Genomic DNA, 26742 nt, shown 5'->3' with positions numbered 1-26742 from the left:
CGGGAGTTTGACGAAGCGTGAAAGTTCTGATCCTCGGCAGCGGTGTCATCGGTGTCACCTCTGCCTACTACCTTGCGCGTGCCGGACATGAGGTGACGGTCGTCGACCGTCAGCCCGAGCCGGCGCTGGAGACCTCTTTCGCCAACGCGGGCGAGGTGTCGCCCGGCTATTCGTCGCCCTGGGCCGGCCCCGGGGTGCCGGTGAAGGCGATCAAATGGCTGCTGATGAAGCATGGCCCGCTGGTGATCCGGCCGAAGCTCGACCCTGTGATGTGGGTCTGGCTGTCCAAGATGCTGCGCAACTGCACCAGCGCGCGTTACGCGGTCAACAAGAGCCGGATGATCCCGATCGCGGAATACAGCCGCGATTGCCTGCGCGACCTGCGCCGCGACATCGGCATCCAGTATGACGAGCGTTCACAGGGCACGCTGCAGCTGTTCCGTCACCAGGCGCAGCTCGATGGCACCGGTGAGGACATCGCCGTGCTCAAGCAGTATGGCGTTCCTTTCGAGGTGTTGAGCCGGGAGGGCTGCATCGCGGTCGAGCCGGCGCTCGCCGCCGTGAAGGAGAAGTTCGCCGGCGGGCTTCGCTTGCCGCAGGACGAGACCGGCGACTGCCACATGTTCACGCAGGCGCTGGCCAAGCATGCCGAAGCGCTCGGCGTTCGCTTCATGTTCAACACCGGCATCGACCGCATCGTCACGGATGGCGCGCGCGTCAGTGGTGTCGTGACCAGTGCGGGCACGTTGCAGGCCGATGCCTACGTTCTCGCGCTCGGAAGCTGGTCGTCGCGGCTCGTTGCACCGCTTGGCATCTCATTGCCGGTCTATCCGGTGAAGGGCTATTCGATCACGGTGCCGATCAAGGACGCCTCCGGCGCGCCGGAATCGACTGTGATGGACGAGAGCTACAAGGTCGCGATCACCCGCCTCGGCAATCGCATCCGCGTCGGCGGCACCGCCGAGATCTCCGGCTATTCGAGCCAGCTCTACGACGCCCGCCGCGCCACGCTCGATCACTCGCTGACCGATCTGTTCCCGCGCGGCGGCGATCTCTCCAAGGCGACGTTCTGGAGCGGCCTGCGTCCGATGACGCCGGACGGCCCGCCGGTGATCGGCCCGACGCAATACGGCAACCTCCACCTCAACACCGGCCATGGCACGCTCGGCTGGACCATGTCCTGCGGCTCCGGCCGCGTGCTCGCGGACATGCTGTCGGGCAAGAAGCCGGAGGTCGATGTGAGCGCGCTGACGGTGGACCGGTACAAGTATCGGTTCGGCTAAGACTCCATCTGCTCGTCATTGCGAGCGCAGCGAAGCAATCCAGTATCTTTCCGCGGTGGCAGCCTGGATTGCTTCGCTGCGCTCGCAATGACGGTGGAGAGGCATCGCTCACTCACTCCCTCTCCGTCACCCTGAGGTGGCCGCTTCTTCAGCGAGCCTCGAAGGGCGACGGCCCGGCTCTATCGGAGCCGTGCATCCTTCGAGGCTCGCTGCGCGAGCGCCTCAGGATGACAGGACTGGAATTGCGCTCGCGGCGCGAAAAGAAGCTACCCCGCCCCTGTCACGCAATTCACCCACAGCACCACAGCCTTCGCATCCTGTGCCGGATTGGAAAACCGGTGCGGCCTTCGGCTCGCGAACCGAAAACTGTCGCCCGTCTTCAGCGACCACGTCTCGCTGTCCACCGTCAGCATCATCTCGCCTTCGAGCACGAGGCCGGCTTCCTCGCCGTCATGGGTATAGAGTTCGTCGCCCGCGGAGCCGCCGGGATCGATATGCACCAGGAACAGGTTGAGCCGGTTGTCGCTGCCCGCAGCGCTCAGCAATTGCTTCGAAATTCCGCTGCGCCAGAGTTTCAGTTCCGGCCGCTGAAGCCCGCGCGTCACCACCTGGCCGGAGGCGCCGTCGGGACTTGGGCTCGCACCGAACAAAGCGGCCATGCCGACGCCGAGCACGTCGGAGAGCGTTGCCAGCACGCGCAGCGATGGCGACGACAGGCCGCGCTCGATCTGGCTGAGGAAGCCGATCGACAGGTCGGTGCGCGCCGCGACGGTCTCGAGCGAGAATTGTCTGACACGCCTGAGATCGCGGATACGGCGGCCGACCGCGACATCCATCGCGGGCTCGGCCGGCTTGGTGGTAGCCTTGGCTTTCACCTTCGCCGGCTTTGCGGCGGCCGGTTTGCGCATTCTTTTGCCACCGCTCACGTCAAACCGCTTCCTTCATGTGCATGAAAATCGCTTGCATCGCCCGCGAAAGTGTGACCAAATTTTCATATTGGTGAAAATAGGCCGAAACGGCTTGGCCCGCAACGTCTGATCACGACATGCGCGAGCGCCGACATCGGCCAAGCCCAAAGGGGGATGCGATGAAGCGTTTTGGTCTGGCCGCGGTCGCGGCGCTCGCGATTGCAGCGGTGATGCCGGCTTCGGCGCAGCAGGCGTTGAAGGTCGGCTCGACGCCGACAGGCATTCCCTTCACCTTCCTCGACACCAAGACCAACACCATCCAGGGCATCATGGTCGACATCGTCACCGAGATCGGCAAGGACGCCGGCCTCAGCGTGCAGATCGAGCCGATGGCGTTCTCGGCGCTGATCCCGTCGCTCACATCGGGCAAGATCGACATGATTGCGGCGGCGATGTTCATCACCGCGCCGCGCAAGGAGGTCGTCGACTTCTCCGATCCGATCTACACCTACGGCGAAGGCCTGGTGGTCCCGAAGAGCGACACCAAGGCCTATGCCACGCAGGATGATCTGAAGGGCGAGACGGTCGGCGCCCAGGTCGGCACCGCCTTCGTCGATGCGCTGAAGAAGTCCGGCCTGTTCGCCGACGTCAAGGCCTACGACAACATCCCGGACATCCTGCGCGACGTCAACACCGGTCGCCTCAAGGCCGGCTACGCCGACTATCCGATCCTCGCCTACAATCTGAAGCAGGGCGGTTTCCCCGAGGTGCGTCTCGTCGACGGCTACAAGCCCGTCACGGTCGGTTCGGTCGGCATCGGCGTCCGCAAGGGCGAGGCCGCGCTGCTCGGCAAGATCAACGCCTCGCTGGCGAAGCTGAAGGCCAACGGCACCATCGACAAGATCCTCGAGAAGTGGGGTCAGAAGGCGCAGGGTTGATCGACAGAGGCTGGTAAGGCTAACCGATGAAAGGCTTCTGGCACGACGCCGTCGAATTCTTCCCGATCCTGATGAGCGGCGTCGCGCTGACGATCGTCGTCACCATCGGCTCGCTGCTGCTCTCGACGGTGCTGGGTCTGATCTGGGCGATGATGCGGGTCTCCGGCATCAAGGTGCTGTCGATGCTCAGCGCCAGCCTGATCAACGTGATCCGCGGCATCCCGATCATCGTGCTGTTGTTCTATCTCTACTTCGTGATGCCGGATCTCGGCGTCACGCTGTCGGCCTTGCAGGCCGCGATCCTCGGGCTCGGCATCGCCTATTCGGCCTACCAGGCCGAGAATTTCCGCGCGGGCATCGAGGCGATCGACAAGGGCCAGATCGAGGCGGCGCAGTCGATCGGCATGGGCTGGTGGCTGACCATGCGCCGCGTGGTGTTGCCCCAGGCGGTGCGCATCGTGCTGCCGCCCTACGGCAACGTCATGATCATGATGCTGAAGGATTCGTCGCAGGCCTCGACCATCACGGTCGCCGAGCTCGCCCTTCAAGGCAAGCTGATCGCGTCCTCGACCTTCAAGAACACCAACGTGTTCACGCTGGTGGCGCTGATGTATCTCACCATGAGCATCCCGCTGATCCTGCTGGTCCGTCACTTCGAGAAGCGGGCGGGCAAGAAATGATCGAGCTCACCGACGTCCACAAGAGCTTTGGCCAGAACGAGGTGCTCAAGGGCATCACGGCCTCCGTCCAGAAGGGCGAGGTGGTCTGCATCATTGGCCCTTCGGGCTCCGGCAAGTCGACGATCCTGCGCTGTATCAACGGGCTGGAAAGCTACGACCGCGGCGAGATCAACGTCGAGGGACTGAAGGTCGATCGCGATGCGTCCTCCATCGTGAAGGTCCGCACCCAGGTCTCGATGGTGTTCCAGCGCTTCAACCTGTTCCCGCATCGGACCGTGCTGGAGAACGTCGTCGAAGGCCCGCTCTTTGTAAAGAAGGAGCCGCGTGCGCAGGTGCTCGAGCGCGGCCGCGCGCTGCTCGGTCAGGTGGGCCTCGCCGAAAAGGCCGATGCGCATCCGCCGCAGCTCTCCGGCGGCCAGCAGCAGCGCGTCGCCATCGCGCGCGCACTCGCGATGCAGCCAAAGGCGATCCTGTTCGACGAGCCGACCTCGGCGCTCGATCCCGAACTGGTCGGTGACGTGCTCGGCGTGATGCGCAAGCTCGCCGATGACGGCATGACCATGGTCGTCGTCACCCACGAGATGGGCTTTGCCCGCGACGTCGCCGACCGCGTGCTGTTCATCGACGGCGGCGTCATCGTCGAGCAGGGCGCGGCGACGGCCGTCCTCAATCAACCCCAGCACCCGCGCACGCAGGACTTTTTGCGCCGCGTGCTACATCCGCTCTGATCGGTCCTTGTCATGACGACGCGCCTGCCTCTGCCGCCCTCGCTCTATGCCGACACCGCCGTCGCGCCGGTTGCCACGCCGCCGCTCGATGTCGACAAGACCGTCTCCGTTGCTATCGTCGGTGGCGGCTACACCGGGCTGTCCACGGCTTTGCATCTGGCGGAGCAAGGTGTCGAGGCTCTGGTGCTCGAGGCGCAGGAGCCGGGCTGGGGCGCGTCGGGTAACAATGGCGGCCACACCAATCCAGGCCTGAAGCACGACCCCGATCAGATCGAGGCCGATTTCGGCGCCGAGCTCGGCCGCCGCATGATCGACTTCTCCTACGGCACGACCAATTTCACGCACGACCTGATCCGCCGCTACCAGATCCCTTGCGAAGCGCGGCAGAATGGCACGCTGCGCGCGGCCTACAACGAGGCCAGCGCCGCCGCGATCGAGAAGACGGCGGAGCAATGCATCCGCCGCGGCATGCCGGTGCAATATCTGAACCGCGAGCAGTTGCGCGAGATGACCGGCACGGACCGCTACATCGGCGCGATGCTGGACACGCGCGGCGGTGATCTCCATCCGCTCAGCTACGCCCGCGGTCTTGCGCGCGCTGCGATCTCCGCGGGCGCGAAGGTCCATGGCGAGACGCCGGCGCTGTCGCTCCGTCGCGACGGCGCGCGCTGGCGCATCGAGACGCCGCACGCGGTGGTGCATGCCGACAAGGTCCTGCTCGCCACCAACGGCTTCACCGACGATCTCTGGCCGGCGCTCCGCCGTACCATCGTGCCGGTATTCTCCTCGATTGCCGCCACCGCGCCGCTCTCCGACGCGGTCGCCCGCTCGATCATGCCGACACGGCCGGTGCTCTACGAGAGCGGCCACATCACGGTCTATTACCGCATCGATCAGCACAACCGCCTGCTGATGGGCGGCCGCGGCCCGATGCGCTGGATCAAGTCGCCCAACGACGTCGCCTATCTCATGCGTTATGCCGAGCGGCTATGGCCGCAGCTCAAGGGCGCCGCCTGGACGCACGGCTGGAACAGCCGGCTCGCCATCACCAAGGATCATTATCCCCATGTGCACGAGCCGACGGAGAGCGTCCTGATCTCGCTCGGTTGCAACGGCCGCGGCGTCGCGCTCTCGACCGCGATGGGCGCGCAGCTCGCGCGCCGGCTGATCGGCGGTGCCAAGGCCGAGATCGACATGCCGGTCACAGGCATCAAGCCGATCCCGATGCACGCGTTCTGGCCCTTGGGGGTTACGACTGCTGTGATCGCGGGCCGGGTGCGGGATCGGCTGGGCGTTTGAAGAAGAAGGCGCCGCCCCGTCAGGAGCGACGCCTTGCATGACTTGCAGATAGGGCGTCAGCAGCGGCCCTGTTTCCACAGGCCGGGCGGGCAGCCCCTGCCGCGCCAGCCGACCTTGCGCCCGTGATGCCATCCGGGAGGAGTGGCATGGCGATGTCCATGGTATCCGCCATGATGGCCGTGACCATGGCCATGACCATGTCCGTGGCCGCCCCTGGCGAATGCGGCGTTTGGCATGGTGAAGCCGGCCGCGATGATCAGTGTTGCGGCGAGCGCAAGTTTCTTCATCCGAAATCTCTCCTGTTAGGCACGCATCTGTCCGTTCGACGAACGAACATCGATCGCGGTGTCGCGTGCAAATGCGGAGGAGTCGTGACGCTCAGGATTCGGCGACAGCGTCGGCCCAGGGCTGGAAGATCTCGACCGCGCCCGAATTCGTATCGCCCTCGCGCATCACCACGCTGGGGCAGGCGAACTTCTGCGGCACGGCCTGCACTTGCGTCTCTTCATAATCGAAGCGTGCGGCAAGTGTCTTGCGTACGTCCGCCGGCAGTCTGATGTCGCCGATCACGACCGCGCCTTCGCTGGCGTCGATCCGCGGCTGGTGGATGGCTGTATCGAGGTCCATGCCGAAATCCATCGCAAAGGACACGAGCTGCATCACCGACGGCAGGATGCGGCGGCCGCCGGAGGCGCCGACCGCGAGACGCTTGCCGTCCTTCGTTTCGGCGATGACGGGCGTGTAGTTGCAGAGGCAGCGCTTGCCTGGTGCGAGCGAGTTGGTGGTGCCCGGCGTCGGGTCGAACCACATGATGCCGTTGTTCATGGCGATGCCGGTGTGCGGCGTCACGTATTTCGAGCCGAAGGATGAGAGCAGGGTCTGTGTGACCGCTGCGATATTGCCGTGGCGGTCGACCACGGAGAAATGCGTTGTGCAGGCGGGCGCCAGATATTCGGCGCCGAGCGAGCGCTTGCCGTCGGCATCGCCCATGTCCTTGAGCCGCTCGCGGAAGGCCGCTTGCAAGGCGAGCGCATATTCGCTGTAGGTGGTCGCGTCGGGTGCGCTTCCCGGCTTCAGACTCTGCTGCAACAGCCGCAGCGCATGCGCCATTGTCGGTCCGGCCGTGAGCTCCGGCGTCGCATACACCTTGCCGTCGCGATAGGGGATCGCCAGCGGCTCGCGCAGATGGGCGCGAAACGCGGCGAGATCCTCCACCGACAGCGAGCCGCCGTCGGCCTTGATGTCGGATGCGATGCTTTTGGCGAGGTCGCCCTGGTAGAAATCGCGCGGACCGGCAGCGGCGAGGTGTGACAACGTCGCCTTCAACGTGGCCAGTGGCAGCCGCGTCTCGGACTTGATGCCCCACGGCGCGCTCGGCGGCAGGCCATCCTTCAGGAACGCGGCCGCGCTCGCGGGATAGCGCCTGAGATCGGCTGCCGATGCCGCGATCGTCAGCGTGGTCCACCAATCGACCAGCAGGCCTTCGCCGGCGAGCGCGGCAGCCGGTGCGACCAGGTCTTTCCACGGCATCTTGGCGTAGCGGCGATGCGCCTCCTCCATGCCGGCGACGACGCCGGGCACGGCGACCGAGCCGGGGCCGTGGATGTTGCGATCGTCCTTGACCCGCGGCCACGGAAACAGATCGGAGGCCGCGCCTTCGCCGCTGAGCGGGTAGTCGGTGGTGCGCAGGCTCTGTGGCGCGCACATGCCGTAGTCGATCACCTCGGTGCGATTTTCCTTGGCACGGTACAACACCATCGCGCCGCCGCCGCCGATGCCGCTGTTCCAGGGCTCCAGCACGTTCAGCGCAAAGGTGGTCGCGACGATCGCGTCCACGCAGTCGCCCCCTGCCGCCAGCACTTGCGCGCCCACTTCGGCCGCCCGCCGCGATTGCGAAGCGACAATGCCGCCCTTGGATGTGACGGCGGGTTTGCGGACGGCTTGGGCGAGGCTGAACTGATGAGGCATGATGTCGTCTTGATCTCTGGATTCGGTTGTTCTGGCTTCACGCGGAAGCTGCAGCATTGGCGGGGCGCGCGAAGGATGGCACATTGCCGCCAACGAGAAAATCCAAAGGGAGAAGCGGCATGGCAGGTGTGAAACAGGCGCGGGATGGCGCGGTTGGGATCTTGACGCTCGACGAGCCGGCGAGTCTGAACGCGATGACGCCGGACCTGCTCGGCGCGCTCGCTGCCGCCGTCGCCGAGATGACTGGGGATGAGGGCATTCGCGCACTGATCCTCACCGGCGCGGGGCGCGGATTTTGCTCAGGACAGAATTTGAAGGCATCGGAAGCGCTGGGCGAGGACATCGCCGCCGGCGTGATGCGGTTCTACTGGCCGGCGTTCAAGGCGTTGCGCGAATGCCGCGTGCCTGTCGTGGTCGCCGTCAACGGCGTCGCGGCCGGCGGCGGCTTCAGCCTTGCGATGGCCGGCGACATGATTGTTGCGGCGCGGTCGGCGAGCTTCATCCAGGTGTTCAGCCGGATCGCCCTGGTGCCTGACCTCGGTTCGACCTGGCTGCTGCCGCGGCTGGTCGGCCGGCAGCGCGCGCTCGAGCTGATGTTGCTGAACGAGCCCCTGACGGCCGAACGCGCGCAGGAGATCGGCTTGGTGCGGCAGGTCGTCGACGATGCGAAGCTGATGGACGAGGCGCTGGCCCTGGCGCGCCGTCTGGCGGACGGCCCGACGCGCGCTTTGGTCGCAACGCGTGCGCTTGTCGAGGAGAGCGAGCATGCGGCTTACGAGGCGCAGTTCCGCCGCGAGATCGAGGTTCAGGCCACGATCCGCAAGAGCGCCGACGCCATCGAAGGCCGCACCGCCTTCGTCGAGAAGCGCAAGGCGAAGTTTACGGGGAAGTGAAGTGACCTGTGCTCGCTGGTCGTCATGGCCGGGCCTGTCCCGGCCATCCACGTTCTTTCGTGGTGGCCAAGACGTGGATGCCCGGGACGAGCCCGGGCATGACGAGAGATCGTTAGCAGGAAAAGAGCCGCGGCGCTCAGAGCCTGCGATCCAGCCGGCTGGCCCGATATTTGGCGTGCCATTTCGGGCCAGGCCCGCGCATGTAGTGCAGCTCGGGGCGGTAGGGGTTGCCTGCGATCCGCACCAGCTTCTGCCACTTGGTGGCGACGAGGTTGAGGGGCTGGCAGAGCAGGGTTAATGAAGCGAACAGCACGACATCACCTCAATGCGGCTTGCCGAGCATGGCGGTGAAGGGAAGGTCGAAGATCTCCTCGCCGTCGGAGCCGCTGACATGGATCACCCAGTCGCGCCAGTCTTCGGCACCCGGGGTGTAGATCATCGAGTGCATGATCTGGGCCGCACGGTCACGCGCCTCGGTCAGGCTGGCCACCGCGGTGCCGCTGCGATCGATCAGCGTGCCTTCGGTGTTGGAGCAGTGAAAATAGACCTGGACCATATGCGTCTCCTGTCGGGAGCGACTGGGATGGCAAATCGATACCACCCGAGGCCTTTGCGAAACATTCGGGGCGAGCCCGGTAAGGGAATCTACGGAGATTGGTCGCTGCGAAGGCCCGAGCGGGTTTGATCACAGGGGGGTGATGATCAACTGGACGGCGTTCCCATGGCATGGAACAACTTTGGACCGAAAGTCCGGGGGACCGCCGTGAACCAGCTCACATTCTGGCATGAACGCCGAAGCCTGCTTGCGGCGATCGTCGCCGGAGCGCTGTTCGGTCTTGCCCCGGGAGCCTCCTCCGAGCCGGTGAGGAAAAGCGGCTACGCGATCGGCACGGAAACCTGTGGCAGCGGCGATCTCGCCTTTCCCAGAATCCAGATCGACATGAAGGCGGGATTCTGCGCCGGCCTCGTCGCCAGCGAAGAGGATCGCCTGAAATTTCCGCGCTCGATCATGCAGGTGCCGGGCCGTGACCTGTTCGTGGTCGCCGACATGGGCGGCTGGGGCCACACCGATGGACGGCTGCTGCTGCTCGATCCCCGCGCGCCCCAGGGGCAGCGGTTCAAGGAGTTGCTGACCGCCATCGAATATCCGTTCGGCCTCGTCATTGGCCCGGACAAGAAGTTGTACGCCTCGACCGCGGAGACGATCTTCCGGTTCGATCCGCTCGCCGACAATCCCCGCAGCACGGTCGAGACCATCATCCGGCACATGCCCGGCCGCCGGATCACATTGCCCGACGGCACCAGGCTCGACGAGAGCGCGCATCCGCTCAAGCAGTTCGTCTTTGACAGGAACGGGCGGCTGTTCGTCAATGTCGGCTCGCACAGCGACGACTGCATCACGCCGGCGCCGATCACAAGGCCATGCGCGGCGGCCGAGGGCGCGTCCGCGATGGCCTCGATCTGGCTGTTCACACCGCCCGCGGGCGGCACCTTCCCGGCGCTGAAGCCGGCCGATCCCGACCCGCCGCACACCGTCTACGCGCGCGGCCTGCGCAATTCGATGGCGCTGGCGCTGCATCCGAATTTTCCCGATGCCGGCTACGCCTTCCTGCAAGGCGAGAACGGGCGCGACCTGCCCGACATCTTCAAGCCGAACGAGGAGATCAACGCGATCGAGCAGGGCAGGCACTATGGCTGGCCCTATTGCTACGACCTGTCGACGCCGAGCCCCGAATTCAAGCTCGTGCTGCAATCCGGGGTCTACAAATCGCTCTGCACGGCCAATGCGCTCTACAAGGCGCCGTTCTCGCTGATGCCGCCGCACGGCGCGCCGCTCGCGATGCTCTATTATCACGGCGCGAAATTCCCGGAACTGGAAGGCAAGCTGCTGGTCGGCCTGCACGGCTATCGCCCGACCGGCAGCCGCGTCCTCGTCTATGACGTCGACGACCATGGCTTCCCGAAGCCCGCCCCGGCGCCGGTGCGTTACCACGTCAGTTGCGCGGCAGATCCGACCCACAGCTTTCAGACCGACGCCGGCGACGTCGCCGCCGCGCCGTTCGACGAGCTGATCGCAGGCTGGCACCGCGTCAACGGCGCGCGGCCGCAAGGAGCGCCCGTCGGCATGACGGTCGCGGAGGACGGCGCAATCTGGCTGGTCGAGGACAAGAACCAGACGGTAATCCGCATCGATCGCGCTGCTGGCGATCCGCCGCCGTTGCCTTGCGACATGCGCAGCCAGGCGCTGATCGATCAGCTTGCCGCCTTCGTCGCAAAAGACGCGCAGAACAGCATCCGGCTCACCACGCTGCGTAAGGGGCTCGTCGAAAAGCACTGCGTCGGCTGCCATTCGGATTTCGGCCTGAAGGCAGGGCAATCGGATGCGGAAAAGGACGCGACGGTGCTACGCTTCATGCTGTCGCAGGACGGCTGGATCTATCCGGGCGATCCAGGCTCCGGCAAGCTGCGCACGCGGCTGCGCGGTATCGGCGCCGAAAAGCTGATGCCGCCGGGCGGCGAAAGCCTGCCCAGGACCGAACCTGGCTACACGCGCGTGCTCGATACCGCGGACCTGCTGGTTGCGAAAATGGTTCCGGGCACGCGGATGCAGATCAAGTCCGGCCCGCCGCAGCGCAAGTTCTTTGGCAAGACCAATAAGGAATGCGGCGAAATACCGGCCGCCAAGGTCGTTGTCGTGACACAAAGGAGCGCTGTAGACAAACCCGGCTTCAGCCGATTCTTCCGGCCTGCCGATCCCTATCTGAATGGCGAGTGCAGCGACGACGATGGCTATTACATTCGGCAGGAATTTCTGGTGCCTGTGCAGTAGCCTCCTTCTCGTCATCGCGGCATCGCCGGCCCATGCTGAAACAAAGCTGTTCGAAAGCGTGCAGGTGACGCCGTCGGGCGAATACACCTTCGGCATCGAAGGGCCGGCGGCCGATCTCGACGGCAATCTCTTCGTGGTCAACTTTGGCAAGCCCGGCACCATCGGCAAGCTGCCGGTGGGCGGCGCGGCTTCGGAGCAGTTTACGGCACTGCCCGCGGGCAGCGTCGGCAACGCCATCCGCTTTGCGCGTGACGGCACCATGTTCATTGCCGACTACAAGAAGCACAACATCTTCGCTGTCCCGAAGGGCGCGAGCGAGCCCGTCGTCTGGTTTCATTCCGACGAGATGAACCAGCCCAACGACATCACGGTCGCGCGCGACGGCACGATCTATGCGAGCGATCCGAACTGGAAGGGCAGGGAAGGCCACATCTGGCGCATCGCCAAATCTGCGGACGGCACGGTGCAGGGGCAGGTGATGCCCGCGCCGCGCGCGATGGGCACCACCAACGGCATCGACCTCAGCCCTGACGGCAAGACGCTCTATGTCGGGGAATCCAGCAGCGGCGAAATCTGGTCCTACACCGTCCGCGGTAACGAGCTCACCGGCGCAAAACTCGTCAAAGCCTTCCAGCCCGACACCGTCGACGGCCTGCGCACCGACGTCGCCGGCCGTCTCTATGTCGCGCGCATCCTCAAGGGCACCATCGCGCTGATGAAGCCCAATGGTGCTGTCGAGCGGGAGATTGCGCTGAAGGGCAAGGAGCCGACCAATCTCGCCTTCGGCGGCAGCGACGGCAAGACCGTCTTCGTCACCCAGCGTCAGGGCGGCTTCGTCGAGTCCTTCCGCACCGACCAGCAGGGCCGCGAGCACTGCCTCCAGCGCGGGCGCTGCTAGAGCATCACGGGCGGTCTGCCTCCGGCGCAGAGCAGCACCAAAGCGGCGGCATTCTTCTTGCTTGCATCTGGCCGCCGCAGGCATTTAGACATCTGTGGGCACCGTCAACGCGACCACGGAGTGTTTGAGTGAAAGCCGTCCATACCGAACTGCATCGCAGCCACGATCCGCAATTCTTCCTGGTTCGCGGTGTCGTCAAGCGCACCACAGAGCAGCCCGAGCGCGCCGATCGCCTGCTCAAGGGGTTGAAGGACGGCAAGCATCAACTGGTCGAACCGACGACATTCGGACAGGGGCCGCGTGCGCGGATTCACAGCCCGGAATATCTGTCGTTCCTCAGCGAAGCCTGGGACGCCTGGACCGCGCTCGGCGATTCCGGCCCGGAGATGATCGGCAACATCCATCCCGTGCGCCATGCCGCGACCTATCCGACCCACATCGTCGGCAAGCTTGGCTGGCACACCGCCGATACCGCGGCGCCGATCGGTCCCGGCACCTGGGCCGCGGCCTGCGCTGCCACCGATGTTGCGGTCACGGCAGCGCAGATGGTGATGGACGGCGAGGATGCGACCTATGCACTCTGCCGTCCGCCCGGCCATCACGCCTACCGCGACATGGCCGGCGGCTTCTGTTTCCTCAATAACAGCGCGATCGCCGCGGCGCATCTGCGTCTGAAGCACGAGCGCGTCGTGATCCTGGACGTCGACGTCCACCACGGCAACGGTACGCAAGGAATCTTCTACGCACGCCCTGACGTCTACACGGTGTCGATCCACGCCGACCCCATCGCGTACTATCCTTATGTGTGGGGCTACGCGCATGAGCGCGGCGAAGGACCCGGCCTCGGCGCCAATCTCAACGTCCCCCTGGCCATCGGCACCGGCGACGACGGCTACATCCAGGCGATGGATGTCGCGCGCAGGGCGATCGAATCCTTTGCCCCCGGCGCCCTCGTCATCGCACTCGGCTTAGATGCCTCCGAGCATGATCCACTGAAGGGCCTCGCCGTCACCACGCCGGGCTTCCGCCGCATCGGCCAGGCGATCGCGAAGATGGGCCTGCCGACCGTGTTCGTGCAGGAGGGCGGCTATCTCTCGGATATTCTGGGCGCGAACCTGACCTCGGTGCTGGCGGGATTCGAAGAGGCGCGGTGAGCTTCACCTCTCCCCGCGTAGGTCGTCATGCCCGGGCTTGTCCCGGGCATCCACGTTCTTTGCGCCGAGGGGTGAGACGTGGATGGCCGGGACAAGCCCGGCCATGACGCTGAGGGTGCTTCAACGCCCAAAGCGCTGGCGCTGGAGAGGCGAACCTCAGTCCTTGAAAAGGATCTGCTCCAGCAGGTCGATCCGCCTGATCTGGATGGTGCTGCCGTCGATGGCGATGATGCGGCGGTTCTGGAAACGCTTCAGCATCATCGTCACCCATTGCCGGGTCGAGCCCACCATGGCCGCGATCTGGTCATGGGTGATCTTGCGGTTGATGATGATGGTGTCGCCGTCGGCCGTGCCGTGCAACTCCGACAGCGTGAGCAGGAACTGCGCCAGCCGCTCGATCACCGAGCGCGTGCCGAGGATCTGCGCCATCGAGGAGTAGCATTTGCCCTTGGCGATGAGGCCGTCGATCAGCGCCAGCGCGAAGCTCGGCATGCCGGTCAACAGCTTCTCGAGCGCCGGCCCGGAGAGTGTCGTGATCTCGCAGGCCTCGATGGCGATGCCCGACCACATGTGAATGCCACCGCCGGATATCTCGGGGCCTCCGATGAAATGTCCCGGCGTCCAATAGGCGAGCGTGATCTCGCGTCCCGACGGCGCGGTGTAATAGACCCGCACCTGTCCGCGGCGGATGATGAAGATGCCGTCGTGGCCATCGCCCTGGCTGAATACCATTTCGCCCTGCGGCACCGAGATGATGCGGCCGGCCGCGTGCACGCGCGCCTGCTCCGACGCGGACAAACGGTCGAGGAAATGCGCGCCGGCATTCAGCCCGTCGATCGTCTCGCTCATGAACAGCGCCGAGCTTGCGGGCCTTGCACGTGTGCTGCGGACCCGCCGCGTCTTCTTGTGGTCGATCCAGTCGAACGGAACGCCTGCATGAGGCCGGTCGGCGAAAGCGGCAGGCTCGATCGCGGCAGCTTCCTTGAGTATGGTCATCGCAATCCGTCAGCTCTCCAGGGGCCTGCGAATAGGTAAGTGCGGCGATGGTGCGATGTCCATCTCTTTGCGATCGTTCCAAATCACTTAGCAAAGCTTGATACGCGCGGCGATCGGCAGTGGAATGATTCCTCTGTCCATGGCTCCGTCCTGAGAAAATCCTTTGCGTCGTTGCGCGACGGAATCATGGCGCGAACGTCCTGCGACAGCGATGCAAGTAATTGCTTCAAGCGTTGCGCCGCGCCTTCGATAGTGCCGGCCAGCGTTGTCGCCGGCACGCGCCCGGCCTCCCGAGGACAGTTCGATGATCGAATTCAGCTCTTTGAGATTCAGTGTGGCCATTGTGGCCATCACCGTTGCGATGTTCGCGCCGGCCCAGGCGGAGACGATCCGTGTGGCGGTCGGGACGCAGGACACGACGATCAATTGCGCGACCGGCGGACTGCTCATCCGCGAGCTCAAGCTGCTTGAGAAATTTTTGCCCCATGATGGCAAGTACAAGGATGTCACCTACGACATCCAGTGGAAGAATTTTACGAGCGGCGCGCCGCTCACCAACGAGATGGTCGCAGGCAAGCTCGATTTCGGCGCGATGGCTGACTTTCCGGGCTCGCTGAACGGCGTGGCGTTCCAGAAGGCCGGACGCCGCAGCCTCTTCATCAGCGTGCTGTCCGGCAGCACCAAGGGCAGCGGCAACGGCATCGTGGTGCCGTCGAGCTCGCCGGTGCAATCGCTCGATGAGCTCAAAGGCAAGACCATCTCGGTTCCCTTCGCCTCGACCTCGCACGGCATGCTGCTCCGCGCGATCGAGGCCAAGGGCTGGAATCCCGAGACCGACGTCAACATCATCACGCAGGCGCCGGAGGTTGCGGGGCCGGCCTTGCAGGCAGGCAAGGTCGAGGCGCATGCCGACTTCGTTCCGTTCGCCGAACTGTTTCCGTGGCGCGGCTTCGCGCGCAAGATCTTTGACGGCGCGCAGGCCAATGCCCCGACATTCCACGGTGGGTTGGTCGACGCGGAATACGCCGAGAAATATCCCGAGATCGTCGTCGCCTATCTGCGCGCAGCGCTGGAAGCGGATCGCCTGATCGCTGAAGAGCCGGAGAAGTACAGCGAGCTGATCGCGAAGGTGACCGGCATCGAGGCGGAGGTCGATTACCTCTTTCACGGACCGCTCGGTCTCCAGACCCGCGATGTGACCTGGAAGCCGGAGTACCGCCAGGCGGTCGCAACCTCGATCAAGACGCTGAAGCTGCTCAAGCGCGCGGACAGCGATCTCGATATCAACCAGTTCGTCACCGACAAGTTCATCCGTATCGCGGCGGCGCAGGCGGGGCGCGATTACGACTCCGAACTGAAGAACTATGCGCAGCTTCCGCTTCGCGCCAAGGACGCTGCGACGGGCGCCGAGATCAACGACTACAGCCGCGTCGCGCAGATCTGGGTCAAGGACGAGGCTCATGTACGCCACTATGCCTCGCCCGAGAACGCGCTGAAGGCGCTCGCCGGCCTCGAGAAGGACGGCAAGACCATCCGCGTCGTCTACGCTCAGGATCGCGAGAGCGGCATCAAGCTGTTCGCAAACCAGGCCTGGTTCGTGCGGTCATCCAAGGGCGAGCTGAGCGCGTTCCTGCTCAAGCAGGCGGCCGAGGGCTGGTCGAAGAAGAACGGTGGCGCGGTGCTCGACTTCGCGGCCGCGCGCGAGTCCCTCGTCGCGAGCCGGTGAGGCGATGGCCACCGCTATCAAGGCGCGGCCTGCGGGCATCCGCTGGATGGTCCGCGGCCTTTCGATCCTGGCCTGCATTGCCCTTTGGCAGGTCGCTTCGACCACGCATCTCAATCTGGGGATCGTGACCTTCCGCAACGTGCCGCCGCCGGTCGAGGTCGTTCAATCCGCGCTCGCCCTGTTTCGTTCGCCGAAATTGACGGCACATATCACCAGTAGCCTCTGGCGGGTGTTCGCGGGCTACGGGGCGGCGGTCGTGATCGGCGTGATCCTTGGTTTTGCCATCGGCCGGTCACGCGCCGCGAGCGATCTTTTGCTGCCGCCGCTGGAATTGCTGCGGCCGATACCGGCGGTGGCATGGATACCGCTGTCGATCCTGATCTTTCCGTCGTCCGAACTCTCGATGATCTACATCACCTTCATCGGTGCCTTGTTTCCGATCGTGCTGAACACCGTCCACGGTGTCGCGAATGTCGACCGCCGGCTGGTTGCCTCCGCCCGCAGCCTCGGCGCGGGGGAGTTGGCGATCCTGAGGGAGGTCGTGCTGCCGGACGCCGCGCCCAGCATCGTCACCGGGCTTGCAATCGGCATGGGCACCTCGTGGTTCTGCCTCGTCACCGCGGAGATGATCTCAGGCCAGTTCGGCATCGGCTATTACACCTGGGAAGCCTACACGCTCCAGAACTACGCCGACATCATCGTCGGCATGCTGATCATCGGTCTGCTCGGCATGGGATCCAGCTGGCTGCTGACGACGGCCGGGCGGCTTCTGATGCCCTGGCGGAGCCCGAAGGTGGCGCGATGAACATTCGGGTCGCGGATATCGGCACGAAGAGCGTCGGTCGGATCGACTTCGCCGATGTCTCGATCTCGCTCGGAGCGGGCGGTGATGCATTCGAAGCGGTCAGCGGTCTCGATGTCGCGATTGCGCCGGGCGAGCTCGTCTGCGTCCTCGGTCCCTCCGGCTGCGGCAAATCCACGCTGCTCGGCGCGCTGGCCGGGCATTTGCCGATCACGGCTGGACGTCTCACGGTCGACGGCCAGCAGGTCCAGAGTCCGAGCCCGGACCGGGGCATGGTGTTTCAGCAGCACACGCTGTTTCCCTGGAAGCGGGTGCGTGACAATGTCGCCTTCGGCCCGAAGATGCGGGGTCTCGCGAGGAGGGAGCGCGACCGCGCCGCCGACGCGATCCTGAAGCTGGTCGGCCTTTCCGGCTTCGAGGCGTTCTATCCGACGCAATTGTCGGGCGGTATGCAGCAGCGCGTGGAAATTGCGAGGGTCCTGATCAACCAGCCGCGGGTGCTGCTGATGGACGAGCCCTTCAGCGCGCTCGACGCGCAGACGCGCGGCATGATGCAGGAGGTCCTGCTCGACATCTGGAGCAAGATCCCGACCACAACCGTCTTCGTCACCCACGACATCGACGAGGCATTGTTCCTCGCCGATCGTATCGTCGTGATGAGCGCAAGACCCGGCCGGGTGATCGAGGATGTCGTGCTGCCTTTCGCGCGGCCACGCAGCCACGATCTCGTGACCGAACCCGAGTTCGTACGCCTGAAGCGTCATGTCATGCAGCTTTTGCGACGGCCGGAGGGCAGCGAGCCGTTGGCACGGCTCAGTCCGCTCGGCGTGACGTCCTAGAACATCCCGCTCGCCGCGAGCGCCTTGCGGACGTGCTGCATCTCGGCCTCGTCGGCGACCATGTCGAGCATGATCGTGGTCAGGCCCTTCGCCGCAAAATCCTTCAGCTTTGCGCCGATCTCGATGTAGTTGCCGACGAGATAGGGGCAGTCGGCCTGGAAGGTGAGGTACGGCAGCAGCCAGTAGCCATTGTCAGCGAGCTCGCCGCTCTGGCCTTCATACAGCCGCCGCTTCCACACGGAATCGCTGTTCTCCACGGTGAGCGCGAGCAGCTCGCGGTCATCGGCATTGTCACGGAAACGCGCCGTTGCCGCCTGCCGTGCCTCGTCGCGTCCCTCGCGGGCGAAGATGCCAAAGTTCATTCCGGGCGCATCGAGGCCGCGATCGAGATCGGGCGGCAGCATCTGCATCTTGATGCAGCCGGTCTCCTTCGCCACGCGCTGCGCGGCCTCCGACTGGCCCGCGACCAGGAATTCCGGCATCAGCTCCGCCGGCAGGCGCGGGCGAAGTTGCAGATTGCTCGCGCGGTAGAACCGGCCCTCGAAATTCACCGGGCGAGGGCTTTCCAGCAATTGGCGCATCAGCGCGACGAATTCGCCGAGCCGGACGTAGCGGTCGGCATGCGACTGCTCGTCGCCCAGCCCCTGCAAATCGCTGACCGCGGTCCCCGTGATCATGTTGAGATAGACCTTGCGGCCGTGGAGCTGCGCAAAGGACGAGACGAATTTTGCCGCGGTGAACGGGTGCATGTAGACCGGATTGACCGCGATCAGCGGCGAGCTTCGCGCGGTCTCACCCATGATGTGTTGGGCCATCGCCCAGGGCTCGACGAACACGTCGTTGCCTTCGAACAGCAGGATGCCTTCGAAGCCGTTACGGTCGGCGAACTGTGCCACCCGCATCAGCTCGCCGACATATTTCTTGGGATCGCGGTTGCGCGAGATCGCGGGAAAGACGCGCAGCCGCGGGGGCGTCATTCAGCCGCTTCCTGGAACGGCCAGGAATTGCGGGTGATGGGAAGGCCGCCGTCCGCGCGGGAGCCGTCGGCGATCGCGAGGCGATGCGAGGGCGACGGCGAGCACAGCGAGAAGCGCCATGCATGCGGATCGTCGGCGATATCGGGCTTGAAGCTGATCTCGATGGCCTCCCGGGACACCTGCATCGCGAAAGCGTCGAGCGGCAGATTGAGCCCAAACCCCCTTGCCTTCAGATAGGCCTCCTTGAGCGTCCAATAGTCGAAAAAGCGCTCGATCGCGGCGGGCTCCGGCAGTCCGCGCAACGTTTCGACCTCCTCCGGCGCAAAGAAGCGAAGCGCAGTGGACAGGGGCGCGACACGCCGTGACACGGTTTCGACGTCGACGCCGACGGTCTCATGCCCGGACACGACGCAGGCAACGCAGCCATCGGCATGGGACAGGCTGAAATGCAGCGCGGTCGAGGTCGCGGGCGCCGCGACAAACGGCCGCCCGTAGCGACCGGCCCCGAAGGACCAATCGGTGGGTGCGACGTCCGGCGCGGCCTGCGACAGCGCCAGGCGCAGCATCGCGTGCGCGAAGATATACTGCCGCCGATGCCGCTCGAACATGAAGCGATCGGCGCGGATCCGTTCGTCGACCGAGAGCAGGCGCCGGCACGCATCGACTGCGCCCGGAGCGTCAATGGTCTCGATCAGTCCGACAAACAGTTCAATTCTGTCGTCTGCCATCAATAAGGCCCATGGCGTCAGGCGGAGGCCAAGTCTCCGGACCCTGACGGAAGAATCAACTGAGCAAGAATCAACTGAGCGGACCGCTTCTAACGGTCCACCCGGGCAATTTCTTGTCGATTTGCAGGCCGGTTTACAGGCGCAAGCTTGTGCGAGACCCCAACTCGACAAGCGAGCGGCCCATATCCGGAAAATGAAGCCTGAGGATTCGTGCGGCGTCCCGGCCGACGATCCTTACTTCTTCTTCTTCTTGGCTTTCTTCGCTCCGCCCAGCATCGAAAGGCTGGCGTCGACATCCTTGAGCGCGGACTGGAGCTTCTTCTTCTCGGCGCCCAGCAGCTTTTGCAGGGCCTTGCGGTCCTTGTCGCTCAACGAGGTACCCTTGGTAAATTTGATGAAACCCATAACATACTCCCCCGGTTGAAAATAATCGTCCAAATCAAATCGAGGGAATAATCTTGCGCGCTGGCGCCAAATAATCAAGATGCAACTTGGTCATTCACAGCTTTGGCGAGTGAACCTGTGTTCTCCCGTCCCGTACAGCCGGTCATGCCGCCCTGCGAGCGAGTAATCGGCCGAGCGGCGTGTTGGGGTGGGCGACGGCCGCATCCAGCAGCGCGACGAGATTCGCCATCCACTCACGGACCCTGCGGCCATCAAGCAGCTCGCCCTTGTAATTGCATGAGCCGGTGATTCCGGTGGGGCGCTCCTTGAGCATCAGCGACAGCCAGGTCTGGTCGATCGGCAGCACCGGCTGGCCTTCGCGCGCGACGTTGCCGATCGATTCGATCGTGACGTCAGCCAGATCGAGCGGCTGGCGCAGCGGATTTTGCAGGGTGAAATAGACCTGCAGCAGCGAGGCCGGTTCGATCCCCTCCTGCTCCAGATGGTCGGCAAGGATGTTGAACGGCAGCTCCTGGCGCGCATGCGCGTCGAGCACGCTCTGGCGTACCCGGGCCAGGGCTTGCGCGAACGACAGCTCCGGCGTGATTCGGGTACGGACGATCACCGTGTTCTCGAACGGACCGACGACCCGGTCGGTATCCGGCTGGGCGCGATTGGCCATGGCGGTGGCGACCGAAATGTCGCTGCGGCCGCTCTGCGCCAGCAACAGGGCTTTCAGGCCGGTGAGAAGGCACATGAACAGCGTGCTGTTATGCCGGCCGGCGAACGCCGTGAGCTGGCCGATCAGCTCGCGCTCGAGGCTGACGGGGTGATGCCCGGTGGACGCGCCGGGGCTTGCTTCGCCGTCGAAGACGGGGGCCGCGCCGCGCAGATTCTCCGTCCAGTCGGCGGCCTGGCGGCGGGCGGCGTCGGTGCCGCACCACCAGCGCTGCCAGCGGGCGACGTCCGAAAAGGCGAGCGGCAATTTCGGCAGCGGCACGGACGGACGTCCGGCCAGCGCCGCATAGCGGTTGGACAGCTCCTCGAACAGCACGCCGATCGACCAGCCGTCGGCAATGGCATGATGCAGCGTCAGCAGCAGCACATGATCGTCGGCATGGAGCCGCAACAGCCGCGCCCGCAACAGCGGCGGCCGCGCAGTGTCGAACGGGGCGTAGGTCTCCTGCTCGATCAGGAGATCGATCTTCCTGAGTTCGAGGGCTTTGCGCCGCTTGTTGTCGTGGGGACGTCCGTCGCCGATGACCTCGATCGTGAGGGCCGGTCCGAGTTCACCGGGTGTCGCGATGCGGCTGACGGGCTCTTCGCCGCTCCGGCCGAACCCGGTCCGCAGTGATTCGTGGCGGCGCACGATGTCGCCGAACGCCTGCGCGAGGGTGGTCGGATCGAGCGGGCCCTGGAGGCGGAAGGCAAAGGGCAGGTTGAACAGCGGCAGGCCCGGCAGGTTCTGCTCGATCCGCATCATCTGGTCCTGTGCGATCGAGAGCGTTGGGAGCCCGCTTTCAGCAGGCCGCAACATGCCTGTTGCCGGCTTGCGCGGCTTTGCTGCCACGGCCTCGTCAACCCGCCGGGCGAGTTCTTCGATCGTCGGAGCCTCGAAGATGGTCTTGATCGGTAAGGACACGCCGAGCGCACGGGCGACGCGCGCCATCGCCTGGCCCGCCAGCAGCGAATGGCCGCCGAGATCGAAGAAATTATCGGTCACGCCGAGGCTCTCGACCTTCAGCAGGTCGACCCAGATGTCCGAGAGCACTTTTTCGGTGAAGTGCCGCGCCGGCACGGCGGCGTCCGGTGGGGAGATGTCCTGCTGCGCGGGCGCCAGCAGCGCCGACCGGTCGATCTTGCCATGGGCATTGAGCGGTATCTGGTCCAGGAACAGGAATGCGGACGGGATGGCATGGCCCGGCAACCGGCTCTTCAGGAAGTCGCGCAGCGCGCTGGCGCTGCTCTGGCTGCCGGCCCTTGCGACGATATGGGCGATCAGCCTGACATCGCCGCTCGCCTCGCGGCGCGGCTCGACGATTCCGGCGCGCACCGCAGGATGGTCGGCAAGCGCGTTCTCGATCTCCTTGAGCTCGATACGGTAGCCCCGGACCTTGACCTGATGGTCGGCGCGGCCGAGGCATTCGATGGTGCCGTCGGCGCGGCGGCGTGCGAGGTCGCCGGTCCGGTACAGCCGCGCGCCTTCCTGGCGCGAGAACGGATCGGGCAGGAAGCGCTGCCGGCTCTGCGCGGGATCGTTGATGTAGCCGCGGCCGACGCCGGCGCCGCCGATGCAAAGCTCTCCGATCACGCCGACCGGCAGCGGCTGGAGGTTTTGATCGAGCACATGGAGCTGGGTGTTGGGCAGCGGCGCGCCGACCGGGACGTTGCTCGTCGCCGCCGCCGGCGCTTTGGTCAGGCGATGCAGCGAGACGTCGTCGGAACATTCTGATGCGCCATAGGCGTTGATCAGCGACACCTTCGGGCAGCGGGCGAACCAGCTGCGGCAGAGATCGACCGGCAGCGGCTCGCCGGTCGAGATCAGGAGCCTCAATCCCGCAAAGGCGCGCTGGACTTGCGCGTCGTCCATGCGGTCGAGGATCACCCGCAGTAGCGACGGGACGATCTCGAGCACGCTGATCCCTTCACGCTCGATCTCCCGCGCGAGCAGGATCGGGTCCTGCACGATTGCGTTGTCGCAGACATGGACGCGCGCGCCGACCATGGGACCGGCAAGGAACTGCCAGACCGAGATGACAAAGCTCTGCGGCGCAGTCTGGGCGATCACGTCCCTGGCCGTAAGGCCGAGCTCGGAAATGAGCGACGGCAGATGGTTCGACAGCCCGCGCTGCTCGATCATGACGCCCTTCGGCGCGCCGGAGGAGCCGGATGTGTAGATGAGATAGGCGAGGCTCGCGGCCGCGCGCCGCGCCGCGCGGGCCGGCCTGGTCGATCCGGGTGCGATCGCGTCCTCGAGCTCGGCGACATGGATGCGCTCGACCAGCGGCTCGAGCAGCGCCTCGACCATGGCCGACTGGGCGCGCCCGGTCAGCAGCATGCGGGCGCAGCTCGATCCGAGGATGGTCGCAAGCCGCGCCGGCGGCTGGTCGGGATCGAGATTGAGGAAGGCTGCGCCCACGCGCTGCGCGGCGATCATCGCGGCGAGCAGGTCGGGCCCGCGATCTGCAAGCAAGGCGACAACGCTCTCGGCGCCAACACCTTCGCGCGCGAGCCAGCGTGCGGCCGCCTGGCTGCGGCGGGCGAGCTCCCGATAAGTCAGGGAGGTGCGGCCGTCGGAGACGGCGATCGCGTTTGGTGTCTTCTTCGCCTGGCGCTCGAGGCGTTCGCAAAGATTGCCGCGCGTGGTGAAATTGGCCACCACGCCCTGGCCTTTCGCCAGCAACTGCCGGCGTTCGGCCTCCGTCAGGAGCGGCAGGCGCGAGATGCGCTGCTCCGGATTGGTGATCACGGCCTTGAGCAGGGTCTTGAATTGAGCGGCCATGCCTTCGATGGTCGCAGCGTCGAACAGATCGGTGGCGTATTCGAAGAAGCCCGTGAAGCGGCCGTCGGCCTCGACCAGTTCGAGCGTGATGTCGAAGCGCGCGACTTTCGGGTCGACCTCCAGCCGCCGCGTCGACAGGCCGGGGAAACGCGCCGCCTCGATCGAGGCGTTCTGGAGAATGAACATGATCCGGAACAGCGGGTTGCCGTCGCTCCGGCGCGCGATCTGCAGCGCGCGCAGCACTTCCTCGATCGGGAGGTCCTGGTTGCGGTAGGCATCCAGCGTGACCTGCCGCACCCGCCGCAACATTTCGCCAAAACCCGGATCGCCGCCGAAATCGTTGCGCAGGATCAGGGTGTTGGCGAACAGCCCGATCAGTCGCTCGCTCTCGATCTGGTTGCGGTTGGCGATCAGCGATCCCGTCGCGACATCCTCGTGTCCGGTGTGGCGGAACAACAGGCACTGGAAAGCCGCGAGCAGCGTCATGAAAGGCGTGACGCCCTGGTCCTGGCTCAGCGCGCGCAGATCGGCCGACAGTGCCTTGGAGAATTCGAGATAGTGACGGGCGCCGTGACCGCTCCAGACCTCCGGGCGTGGCCGGTCGGTCCGCAGCGGCAGTGTGGTGACACCGTCGAGCTGGGTCCGCCAGTAATCGAGCTGCTCCTTCGCCGCCGGCGTCCGAGCCCAGCTCTGCTGCCATAGCGCAAAGTCGCGATACTGGAAGGCGGGCGAGGGCAACGTCACCGCGCTTGCCTTGCGCGCAGCGGCATAGTGGGCGGCAAGCTCCTCCCAGAACAGCCGTTGCGACCAGCCGTCGGTGACGAGGTGATGGACGTTGACCACCAGCGCGTGGCTGGATTTGTCGAACGACAGCAGGGTGACCTTCAGCGGCGGCTCGCGCGCGAGATCGAACGGATATTGCGCGAGCACGAGCGCCTCGCGCCGGATGATTGCGCCCTGCTTGTCCGCGGCGCAGGGCTTGAGCTTGATCCGCTCGAATCGCGGAGGTGATTGCAGCACCCGCTGCGCCGGCTCGCCCTCGCGTTCGGTGAAGACCGAGCGCAGCGCCTCGTGGCGCGCGCAGATCGAGGCGAGGCTCGCAGAAAGCGCGGCGACGTCGACCAGGCCCTTGAGAACGGCGACTTCGACGACGTTGTAATTGTAGCGGGTCGGATCGAGCCGCGAGAGCACATACATCCGCTGCTGCTGGAACGACAGCGGCGCGTCTGCCGCAGCCGCCTGGCGCCATGCGGGCACCATCGTCTCGCGATGGGTTGTGGCGGTCTCGATCCGGGCCGCAAGCGCTGAGACCGTGGCGCAATCAAAGATATCCTCGAAGGAGAAGTCGACATTGAAGCGTTCGCGCAAGCGCGAGCGCATCTGCGTCGCCGCGAGCGAGTCTGCGCCGAGCGCGAAGACATCCTGGTCGATGCCGACCTGCGGCAGCTCCAACAGACCGGCCCAGATCCCCGCGAGCTGGGTCTCCAGCGCGTTGCGCGGCAATTGCGCTTCGACGCCATGCTCCGCGGTTGCGATCAGATCGGCCAGCGCGTTGCGCTTGACCTTGCCGCTCGCGCCTTTCGGCAGTGCGGCCACGCCGCGGATCAGGCTCGGCACCTTGTAGGCCGCAAGACGTTTGCGCGCGAACTGCCGAAGCTGGTCCGGAGTTGCTTCGGAATTCGGGCGCAGCACCACGACGGCGGCGACGTTTTCGCCGAGCTTCTGGTGCGGGACGGCGAACACGCCGGCCTCCAGCACCGCCGGATGGCTCAGCAGGACCTCTTCGACCTCCAGGGGCGAGATCTTCTGCCCGCCGCGGTTGATGACGTCCTTGATGCGGCCGACGATGAAGAGATAGCCGTCGGCGTCGAGATAGCCGAGGTCGCCGGTCCGGAACCAGCCGTTGCGGAAGGCGGTCCGTGTCGCGGCCTCGTCATTATAATAGCCGCGGCTCATGTTCGGCCCGCGCAGCATGATCTCGCCATGCTCGCCGCTCGCAAGCGTGCGGCCCGCCCCGTCCATGATCGCGATCTCGGGGCCCGCAGCGCGGCCGACCGATCCGACCTTGCGCAGCTCGAACGGATTGGCGGAGATCTGCGAGGCCGCTTCCGTCATGCCGTAGGTCTCGAGCACGGGAACGCCGAACATCGCCTCCAGCCCGTTCAGGATCGCGGGCGCGAGCGAGGATGAGGCCGAGCGGATCACGCGCAGCGACGACGAGCGGGCGCGGTCCGGGTCGGCCTCGGCCGCCGTCAGCAGCGCGCGATGGATGGTCGGCACCGCCGTGTACCAGGTCGGTCGCAGCTCCCGCATCCAGCCGAAGAAGGACAATGCGTCGAAACCGTTGGTGCAGATCACGCTGGAGCCCGCGGCAAGTGCCGTCAGCAGGCCGGAGATCAGACCATGGGCGTGAAACAGCGGCAGGGCATTGAGCAGGCGATCGTGGGCTGCGAGCGACAGCACGCGGCCGGCATTGTATGCGGACAGGCACACATTGCGCTGCGTCAGCGGCACCATTTTCGGCCGCGCCGCCGTGCCCGACGTCAACAGGATGAAGGCGTCATCGTCGCCGCGCGAGGCGCCGCTCGTGCTGGCGGGCCCGACTGCCGGGCCGATGAACGCGCAGCCGCCGAGATTGTCGTTCGGCCCCGGCACGAAATCGATCACCGCGATATCGAGCGCCTTGGCAACGTCACGACTTGGTGAATTCATGTCGGCCCGGGTGACGAGCGCGGTCAGCTTCAATTCGCTGAAATAGCGTTGCAGCTCGTCGGCCGTCAGATCGGGATTGACCGGGACGCAGGCGCCGGCCGAGGCGACCGCGATCAGCGCCAGCGCGCTGTCGGCGCCGCGCGGCAGCGCAACGGCGATCCGGTCGGCAGGCGCAATGCCGAGCCCCCGCAGGGTGCGGACCAGTTGCTGGACCAACTCACCCAGCTTGCCGTAGGTGAGGGCCGGCCGGCCCGGCGCGAGGAGAGCCGGTGCCGACGGCGTCTTGCGCGCATAAAAGTCGAGAAGGCCGCCGATATCGGCAAACGTCCTGGTTTCGGCGCCTGCGCTGTCCGAATCCTCTCCCGCCACGGATGCAATGTGGGACAATGCCATTCCCTTTTGATCTGATTGAGCTATTCTTCCCAAGACTTAGGGAGCGCGTCCAGTCTGAGGTGAAGTTCGGGCCCCAAAATCTGTGGTTGAGGGGCCTAAAGCCC

The 26742-nt window shown here is 65.5% G+C and carries 23 protein-coding genes; 12 read left to right on the top strand and 11 right to left on the bottom strand.

Annotation, left to right across the window (positions count from 1 at the left end; all coding sequences use genetic code 11):
* Window positions 1–17: 17 nt before the first annotated feature.
* Complete coding sequence (locus AB7290_RS35810) at window positions 18–1283, top strand: D-amino acid dehydrogenase (protein WP_039146040.1); 1266 nt, start codon at window positions 18–20, stop codon at window positions 1281–1283.
* Window positions 1284–1549: 266 nt separating this feature from the next.
* On the opposite strand, the gene AB7290_RS35805 is transcribed toward AB7290_RS35810, so the two are convergent.
* Window positions 1550–2191 carry a helix-turn-helix domain-containing protein gene (locus tag AB7290_RS35805; RefSeq protein ID WP_085403236.1) on the bottom strand — a complete coding sequence of 214 codons (642 nt, stop codon included), beginning with the start codon at window positions 2189–2191 and terminating at the stop codon, window positions 1550–1552.
* A gap of 179 nt (window positions 2192–2370) precedes the next feature.
* Here AB7290_RS35805 and AB7290_RS35800 point away from each other — a divergent pair, with 179 nt between their 5' ends.
* Genes AB7290_RS35800 through AB7290_RS35785 form a run of 4 tightly spaced genes read left to right on the top strand, consistent with a single transcriptional unit; the run spans window position 2371 to window position 5836 of the window.
* The gene (locus AB7290_RS35800; RefSeq protein WP_085403237.1) at window positions 2371–3129 is read left to right on the top strand and encodes an ABC transporter substrate-binding protein; all 759 of its coding nucleotides are present in this window, start codon (window positions 2371–2373) and stop codon (window positions 3127–3129) included.
* A 26-nt stretch (window positions 3130–3155) separates the two neighbouring features.
* A complete protein-coding gene (locus AB7290_RS35795) occupies window positions 3156–3809 on the top strand; it encodes an amino acid ABC transporter permease (RefSeq protein WP_014497665.1) in 654 nt (217 codons plus the stop codon).
* Complete coding sequence (locus tag AB7290_RS35790; protein WP_085403238.1) at window positions 3806–4537, top strand: amino acid ABC transporter ATP-binding protein; 732 nt, start codon at window positions 3806–3808, stop codon at window positions 4535–4537. The genes AB7290_RS35795 and AB7290_RS35790 overlap by 4 nt, the downstream gene beginning before the upstream one ends.
* Window positions 4538–4549: 12 nt before the next feature.
* The gene (locus tag AB7290_RS35785; RefSeq protein WP_085403239.1) at window positions 4550–5836 is read left to right on the top strand and encodes an NAD(P)/FAD-dependent oxidoreductase; all 1287 of its coding nucleotides are present in this window, start codon (window positions 4550–4552) and stop codon (window positions 5834–5836) included.
* A gap of 56 nt (window positions 5837–5892) precedes the next feature.
* On the opposite strand, the gene AB7290_RS35780 is transcribed toward AB7290_RS35785, so the two are convergent.
* Window positions 5893–6123, bottom strand: coding sequence for a hypothetical protein (locus AB7290_RS35780; RefSeq protein ID WP_041955033.1), 231 nt, complete (start codon window positions 6121–6123; stop codon window positions 5893–5895).
* A gap of 91 nt (window positions 6124–6214) precedes the next feature.
* Window positions 6215–7804, bottom strand: a complete 1590-nt coding sequence (locus AB7290_RS35775) for a gamma-glutamyltransferase family protein (protein ID WP_085403318.1) — start codon at window positions 7802–7804, stop codon at window positions 6215–6217.
* A gap of 119 nt (window positions 7805–7923) precedes the next feature.
* On the opposite strand from AB7290_RS35775, the gene AB7290_RS35770 reads away from it, so the two are divergent.
* Window positions 7924–8697 carry an enoyl-CoA hydratase-related protein gene (locus tag AB7290_RS35770; RefSeq protein WP_028149550.1) on the top strand — a complete coding sequence of 258 codons (774 nt, stop codon included), beginning with the start codon at window positions 7924–7926 and terminating at the stop codon, window positions 8695–8697.
* 136 nt (window positions 8698–8833) lie between these two features.
* Here the strand turns inward: AB7290_RS35770 and AB7290_RS35765 are convergent, their stop codons facing one another.
* The gene (locus tag AB7290_RS35765; protein WP_201266224.1) at window positions 8834–9010 is read right to left on the bottom strand and encodes a hypothetical protein; all 177 of its coding nucleotides are present in this window, start codon (window positions 9008–9010) and stop codon (window positions 8834–8836) included.
* Between the two features lie 9 nt (window positions 9011–9019).
* Window positions 9020–9253 carry a DUF6894 family protein gene (locus tag AB7290_RS35760; protein WP_014497658.1) on the bottom strand — a complete coding sequence of 78 codons (234 nt, stop codon included), beginning with the start codon at window positions 9251–9253 and terminating at the stop codon, window positions 9020–9022.
* A 207-nt stretch (window positions 9254–9460) separates the two neighbouring features.
* Here AB7290_RS35760 and AB7290_RS35755 point away from each other — a divergent pair, with 207 nt between their 5' ends.
* The 3 genes from AB7290_RS35755 (at window position 9461) to AB7290_RS35745 (ending at window position 13579) form a co-directional block, all read left to right on the top strand.
* Window positions 9461–11527, top strand: coding sequence for a PQQ-dependent sugar dehydrogenase (locus AB7290_RS35755; protein WP_085403240.1), 2067 nt, complete (start codon window positions 9461–9463; stop codon window positions 11525–11527).
* Complete coding sequence (locus AB7290_RS35750; protein WP_085403241.1) at window positions 11484–12425, top strand: SMP-30/gluconolactonase/LRE family protein; 942 nt, start codon at window positions 11484–11486, stop codon at window positions 12423–12425. The genes AB7290_RS35755 and AB7290_RS35750 overlap by 44 nt, the downstream gene beginning before the upstream one ends.
* 128 nt (window positions 12426–12553) lie before the next feature.
* The gene (locus AB7290_RS35745; RefSeq protein WP_085403242.1) at window positions 12554–13579 is read left to right on the top strand and encodes a histone deacetylase family protein; all 1026 of its coding nucleotides are present in this window, start codon (window positions 12554–12556) and stop codon (window positions 13577–13579) included.
* A 156-nt stretch (window positions 13580–13735) separates the two neighbouring features.
* Here AB7290_RS35745 and AB7290_RS35740 read toward each other — a convergent pair whose 3' ends face one another.
* Both AB7290_RS35740 and AB7290_RS35735 read right to left on the bottom strand, forming a co-directional pair.
* A complete protein-coding gene (locus AB7290_RS35740) occupies window positions 13736–14575 on the bottom strand; it encodes a Crp/Fnr family transcriptional regulator (protein WP_135215550.1) in 840 nt (279 codons plus the stop codon).
* Between the two features lie 87 nt (window positions 14576–14662).
* Complete coding sequence (locus AB7290_RS35735) at window positions 14663–14917, bottom strand: hypothetical protein (protein WP_094184283.1); 255 nt, start codon at window positions 14915–14917, stop codon at window positions 14663–14665.
* Between the two features lie 19 nt (window positions 14918–14936).
* Here AB7290_RS35735 and AB7290_RS35730 point away from each other — a divergent pair, with 19 nt between their 5' ends.
* From AB7290_RS35730 to AB7290_RS35720, 3 genes are read left to right on the top strand one after another with little or no spacing between them, the layout of a single operon-like run.
* A complete protein-coding gene (locus tag AB7290_RS35730) occupies window positions 14937–16301 on the top strand; it encodes an ABC transporter substrate-binding protein (protein WP_094184296.1) in 1365 nt (454 codons plus the stop codon).
* A gap of 4 nt (window positions 16302–16305) precedes the next feature.
* Entirely contained in the window at window positions 16306–17106 is an 801-nt protein-coding gene (locus AB7290_RS35725; RefSeq protein WP_085403243.1) for an ABC transporter permease, read from the top strand.
* Complete coding sequence (locus tag AB7290_RS35720) at window positions 17103–17942, top strand: ABC transporter ATP-binding protein (RefSeq protein ID WP_085403244.1); 840 nt, start codon at window positions 17103–17105, stop codon at window positions 17940–17942. The genes AB7290_RS35725 and AB7290_RS35720 overlap by 4 nt, the downstream gene beginning before the upstream one ends.
* On the opposite strand, the gene AB7290_RS35715 is transcribed toward AB7290_RS35720, so the two are convergent.
* The 4 genes from AB7290_RS35715 to AB7290_RS35700 all read right to left on the bottom strand — a co-directional run bounded on the left by AB7290_RS35715 (window position 17939) and on the right by AB7290_RS35700 (window position 26638).
* Window positions 17939–18919, bottom strand: a complete 981-nt coding sequence (locus AB7290_RS35715) for an LLM class flavin-dependent oxidoreductase (protein ID WP_085403245.1) — start codon at window positions 18917–18919, stop codon at window positions 17939–17941. The genes AB7290_RS35720 and AB7290_RS35715 overlap by 4 nt on opposite strands.
* Window positions 18916–19647: a 4'-phosphopantetheinyl transferase family protein gene (locus AB7290_RS35710; RefSeq protein ID WP_085403246.1), complete on the bottom strand. Its 732-nt coding sequence runs from the start codon at window positions 19645–19647 to the stop codon at window positions 18916–18918. Before AB7290_RS35710 ends, AB7290_RS35715 begins: the two co-directional genes overlap by 4 nt.
* A 234-nt stretch (window positions 19648–19881) precedes the next feature.
* A complete protein-coding gene (locus AB7290_RS35705) occupies window positions 19882–20052 on the bottom strand; it encodes a hypothetical protein (protein ID WP_014497648.1) in 171 nt (56 codons plus the stop codon).
* A 142-nt stretch (window positions 20053–20194) separates the two neighbouring features.
* Complete coding sequence (locus AB7290_RS35700) at window positions 20195–26638, bottom strand: amino acid adenylation domain-containing protein (RefSeq protein ID WP_441254241.1); 6444 nt, start codon at window positions 26636–26638, stop codon at window positions 20195–20197.
* Window positions 26639–26742 lie beyond the last annotated feature (104 nt).

Origin of the sequence: Bradyrhizobium sp. 613_E4_N2_2 (assembly GCF_052075995.1) — a bacterium.
GTDB classification, from domain to species: Bacteria; Pseudomonadota; Alphaproteobacteria; order Rhizobiales; family Xanthobacteraceae; genus Bradyrhizobium; species Bradyrhizobium barranii.
Note: the sequence above shows the minus strand (reverse complement) of the source record. Positions and strands in the feature narration are given on the sequence as shown.

Excerpts from the sequence above, each read along its gene's own strand:
- AB7290_RS35805 (WP_085403236.1), bottom strand. The coding sequence starts at position 2,191 with ATGCGCAAACCGGCCGCCGCAAAGCCGGCGAAGGTGAAAGCCAAGGCT.
- AB7290_RS35800 (WP_085403237.1), top strand. The coding sequence starts at position 2,371 with ATGAAGCGTTTTGGTCTGGCCGCGGTCGCGGCGCTCGCGATTGCAGCG.
- AB7290_RS35795 (WP_014497665.1), top strand. The coding sequence starts at position 3,156 with ATGAAAGGCTTCTGGCACGACGCCGTCGAATTCTTCCCGATCCTGATG.
- AB7290_RS35790 (WP_085403238.1), top strand. The coding sequence starts at position 3,806 with ATGATCGAGCTCACCGACGTCCACAAGAGCTTTGGCCAGAACGAGGTG.
- AB7290_RS35785 (WP_085403239.1), top strand. The coding sequence starts at position 4,550 with ATGACGACGCGCCTGCCTCTGCCGCCCTCGCTCTATGCCGACACCGCC.
- AB7290_RS35780 (WP_041955033.1), bottom strand. The coding sequence starts at position 6,123 with ATGAAGAAACTTGCGCTCGCCGCAACACTGATCATCGCGGCCGGCTTC.
- AB7290_RS35775 (WP_085403318.1), bottom strand. The coding sequence starts at position 7,804 with ATGCCTCATCAGTTCAGCCTCGCCCAAGCCGTCCGCAAACCCGCCGTC.
- AB7290_RS35770 (WP_028149550.1), top strand. The coding sequence starts at position 7,924 with ATGGCAGGTGTGAAACAGGCGCGGGATGGCGCGGTTGGGATCTTGACG.
- AB7290_RS35760 (WP_014497658.1), bottom strand. The coding sequence starts at position 9,253 with ATGGTCCAGGTCTATTTTCACTGCTCCAACACCGAAGGCACGCTGATC.
- AB7290_RS35750 (WP_085403241.1), top strand. The coding sequence starts at position 11,484 with ATGGCTATTACATTCGGCAGGAATTTCTGGTGCCTGTGCAGTAGCCTC.
- AB7290_RS35740 (WP_135215550.1), bottom strand. The coding sequence starts at position 14,575 with ATGACCATACTCAAGGAAGCTGCCGCGATCGAGCCTGCCGCTTTCGCC.
- AB7290_RS35735 (WP_094184283.1), bottom strand. The coding sequence starts at position 14,917 with ATGGCCACACTGAATCTCAAAGAGCTGAATTCGATCATCGAACTGTCC.
- AB7290_RS35730 (WP_094184296.1), top strand. The coding sequence starts at position 14,937 with ATGTTCGCGCCGGCCCAGGCGGAGACGATCCGTGTGGCGGTCGGGACG.
- AB7290_RS35725 (WP_085403243.1), top strand. The coding sequence starts at position 16,306 with ATGGCCACCGCTATCAAGGCGCGGCCTGCGGGCATCCGCTGGATGGTC.
- AB7290_RS35720 (WP_085403244.1), top strand. The coding sequence starts at position 17,103 with ATGAACATTCGGGTCGCGGATATCGGCACGAAGAGCGTCGGTCGGATC.
- AB7290_RS35715 (WP_085403245.1), bottom strand. The coding sequence starts at position 18,919 with ATGACGCCCCCGCGGCTGCGCGTCTTTCCCGCGATCTCGCGCAACCGC.
- AB7290_RS35710 (WP_085403246.1), bottom strand. The coding sequence starts at position 19,647 with ATGGCAGACGACAGAATTGAACTGTTTGTCGGACTGATCGAGACCATT.
- AB7290_RS35705 (WP_014497648.1), bottom strand. The coding sequence starts at position 20,052 with ATGGGTTTCATCAAATTTACCAAGGGTACCTCGTTGAGCGACAAGGAC.
- AB7290_RS35700 (WP_441254241.1), bottom strand. The coding sequence starts at position 26,638 with ATGGCATTGTCCCACATTGCATCCGTGGCGGGAGAGGATTCGGACAGC.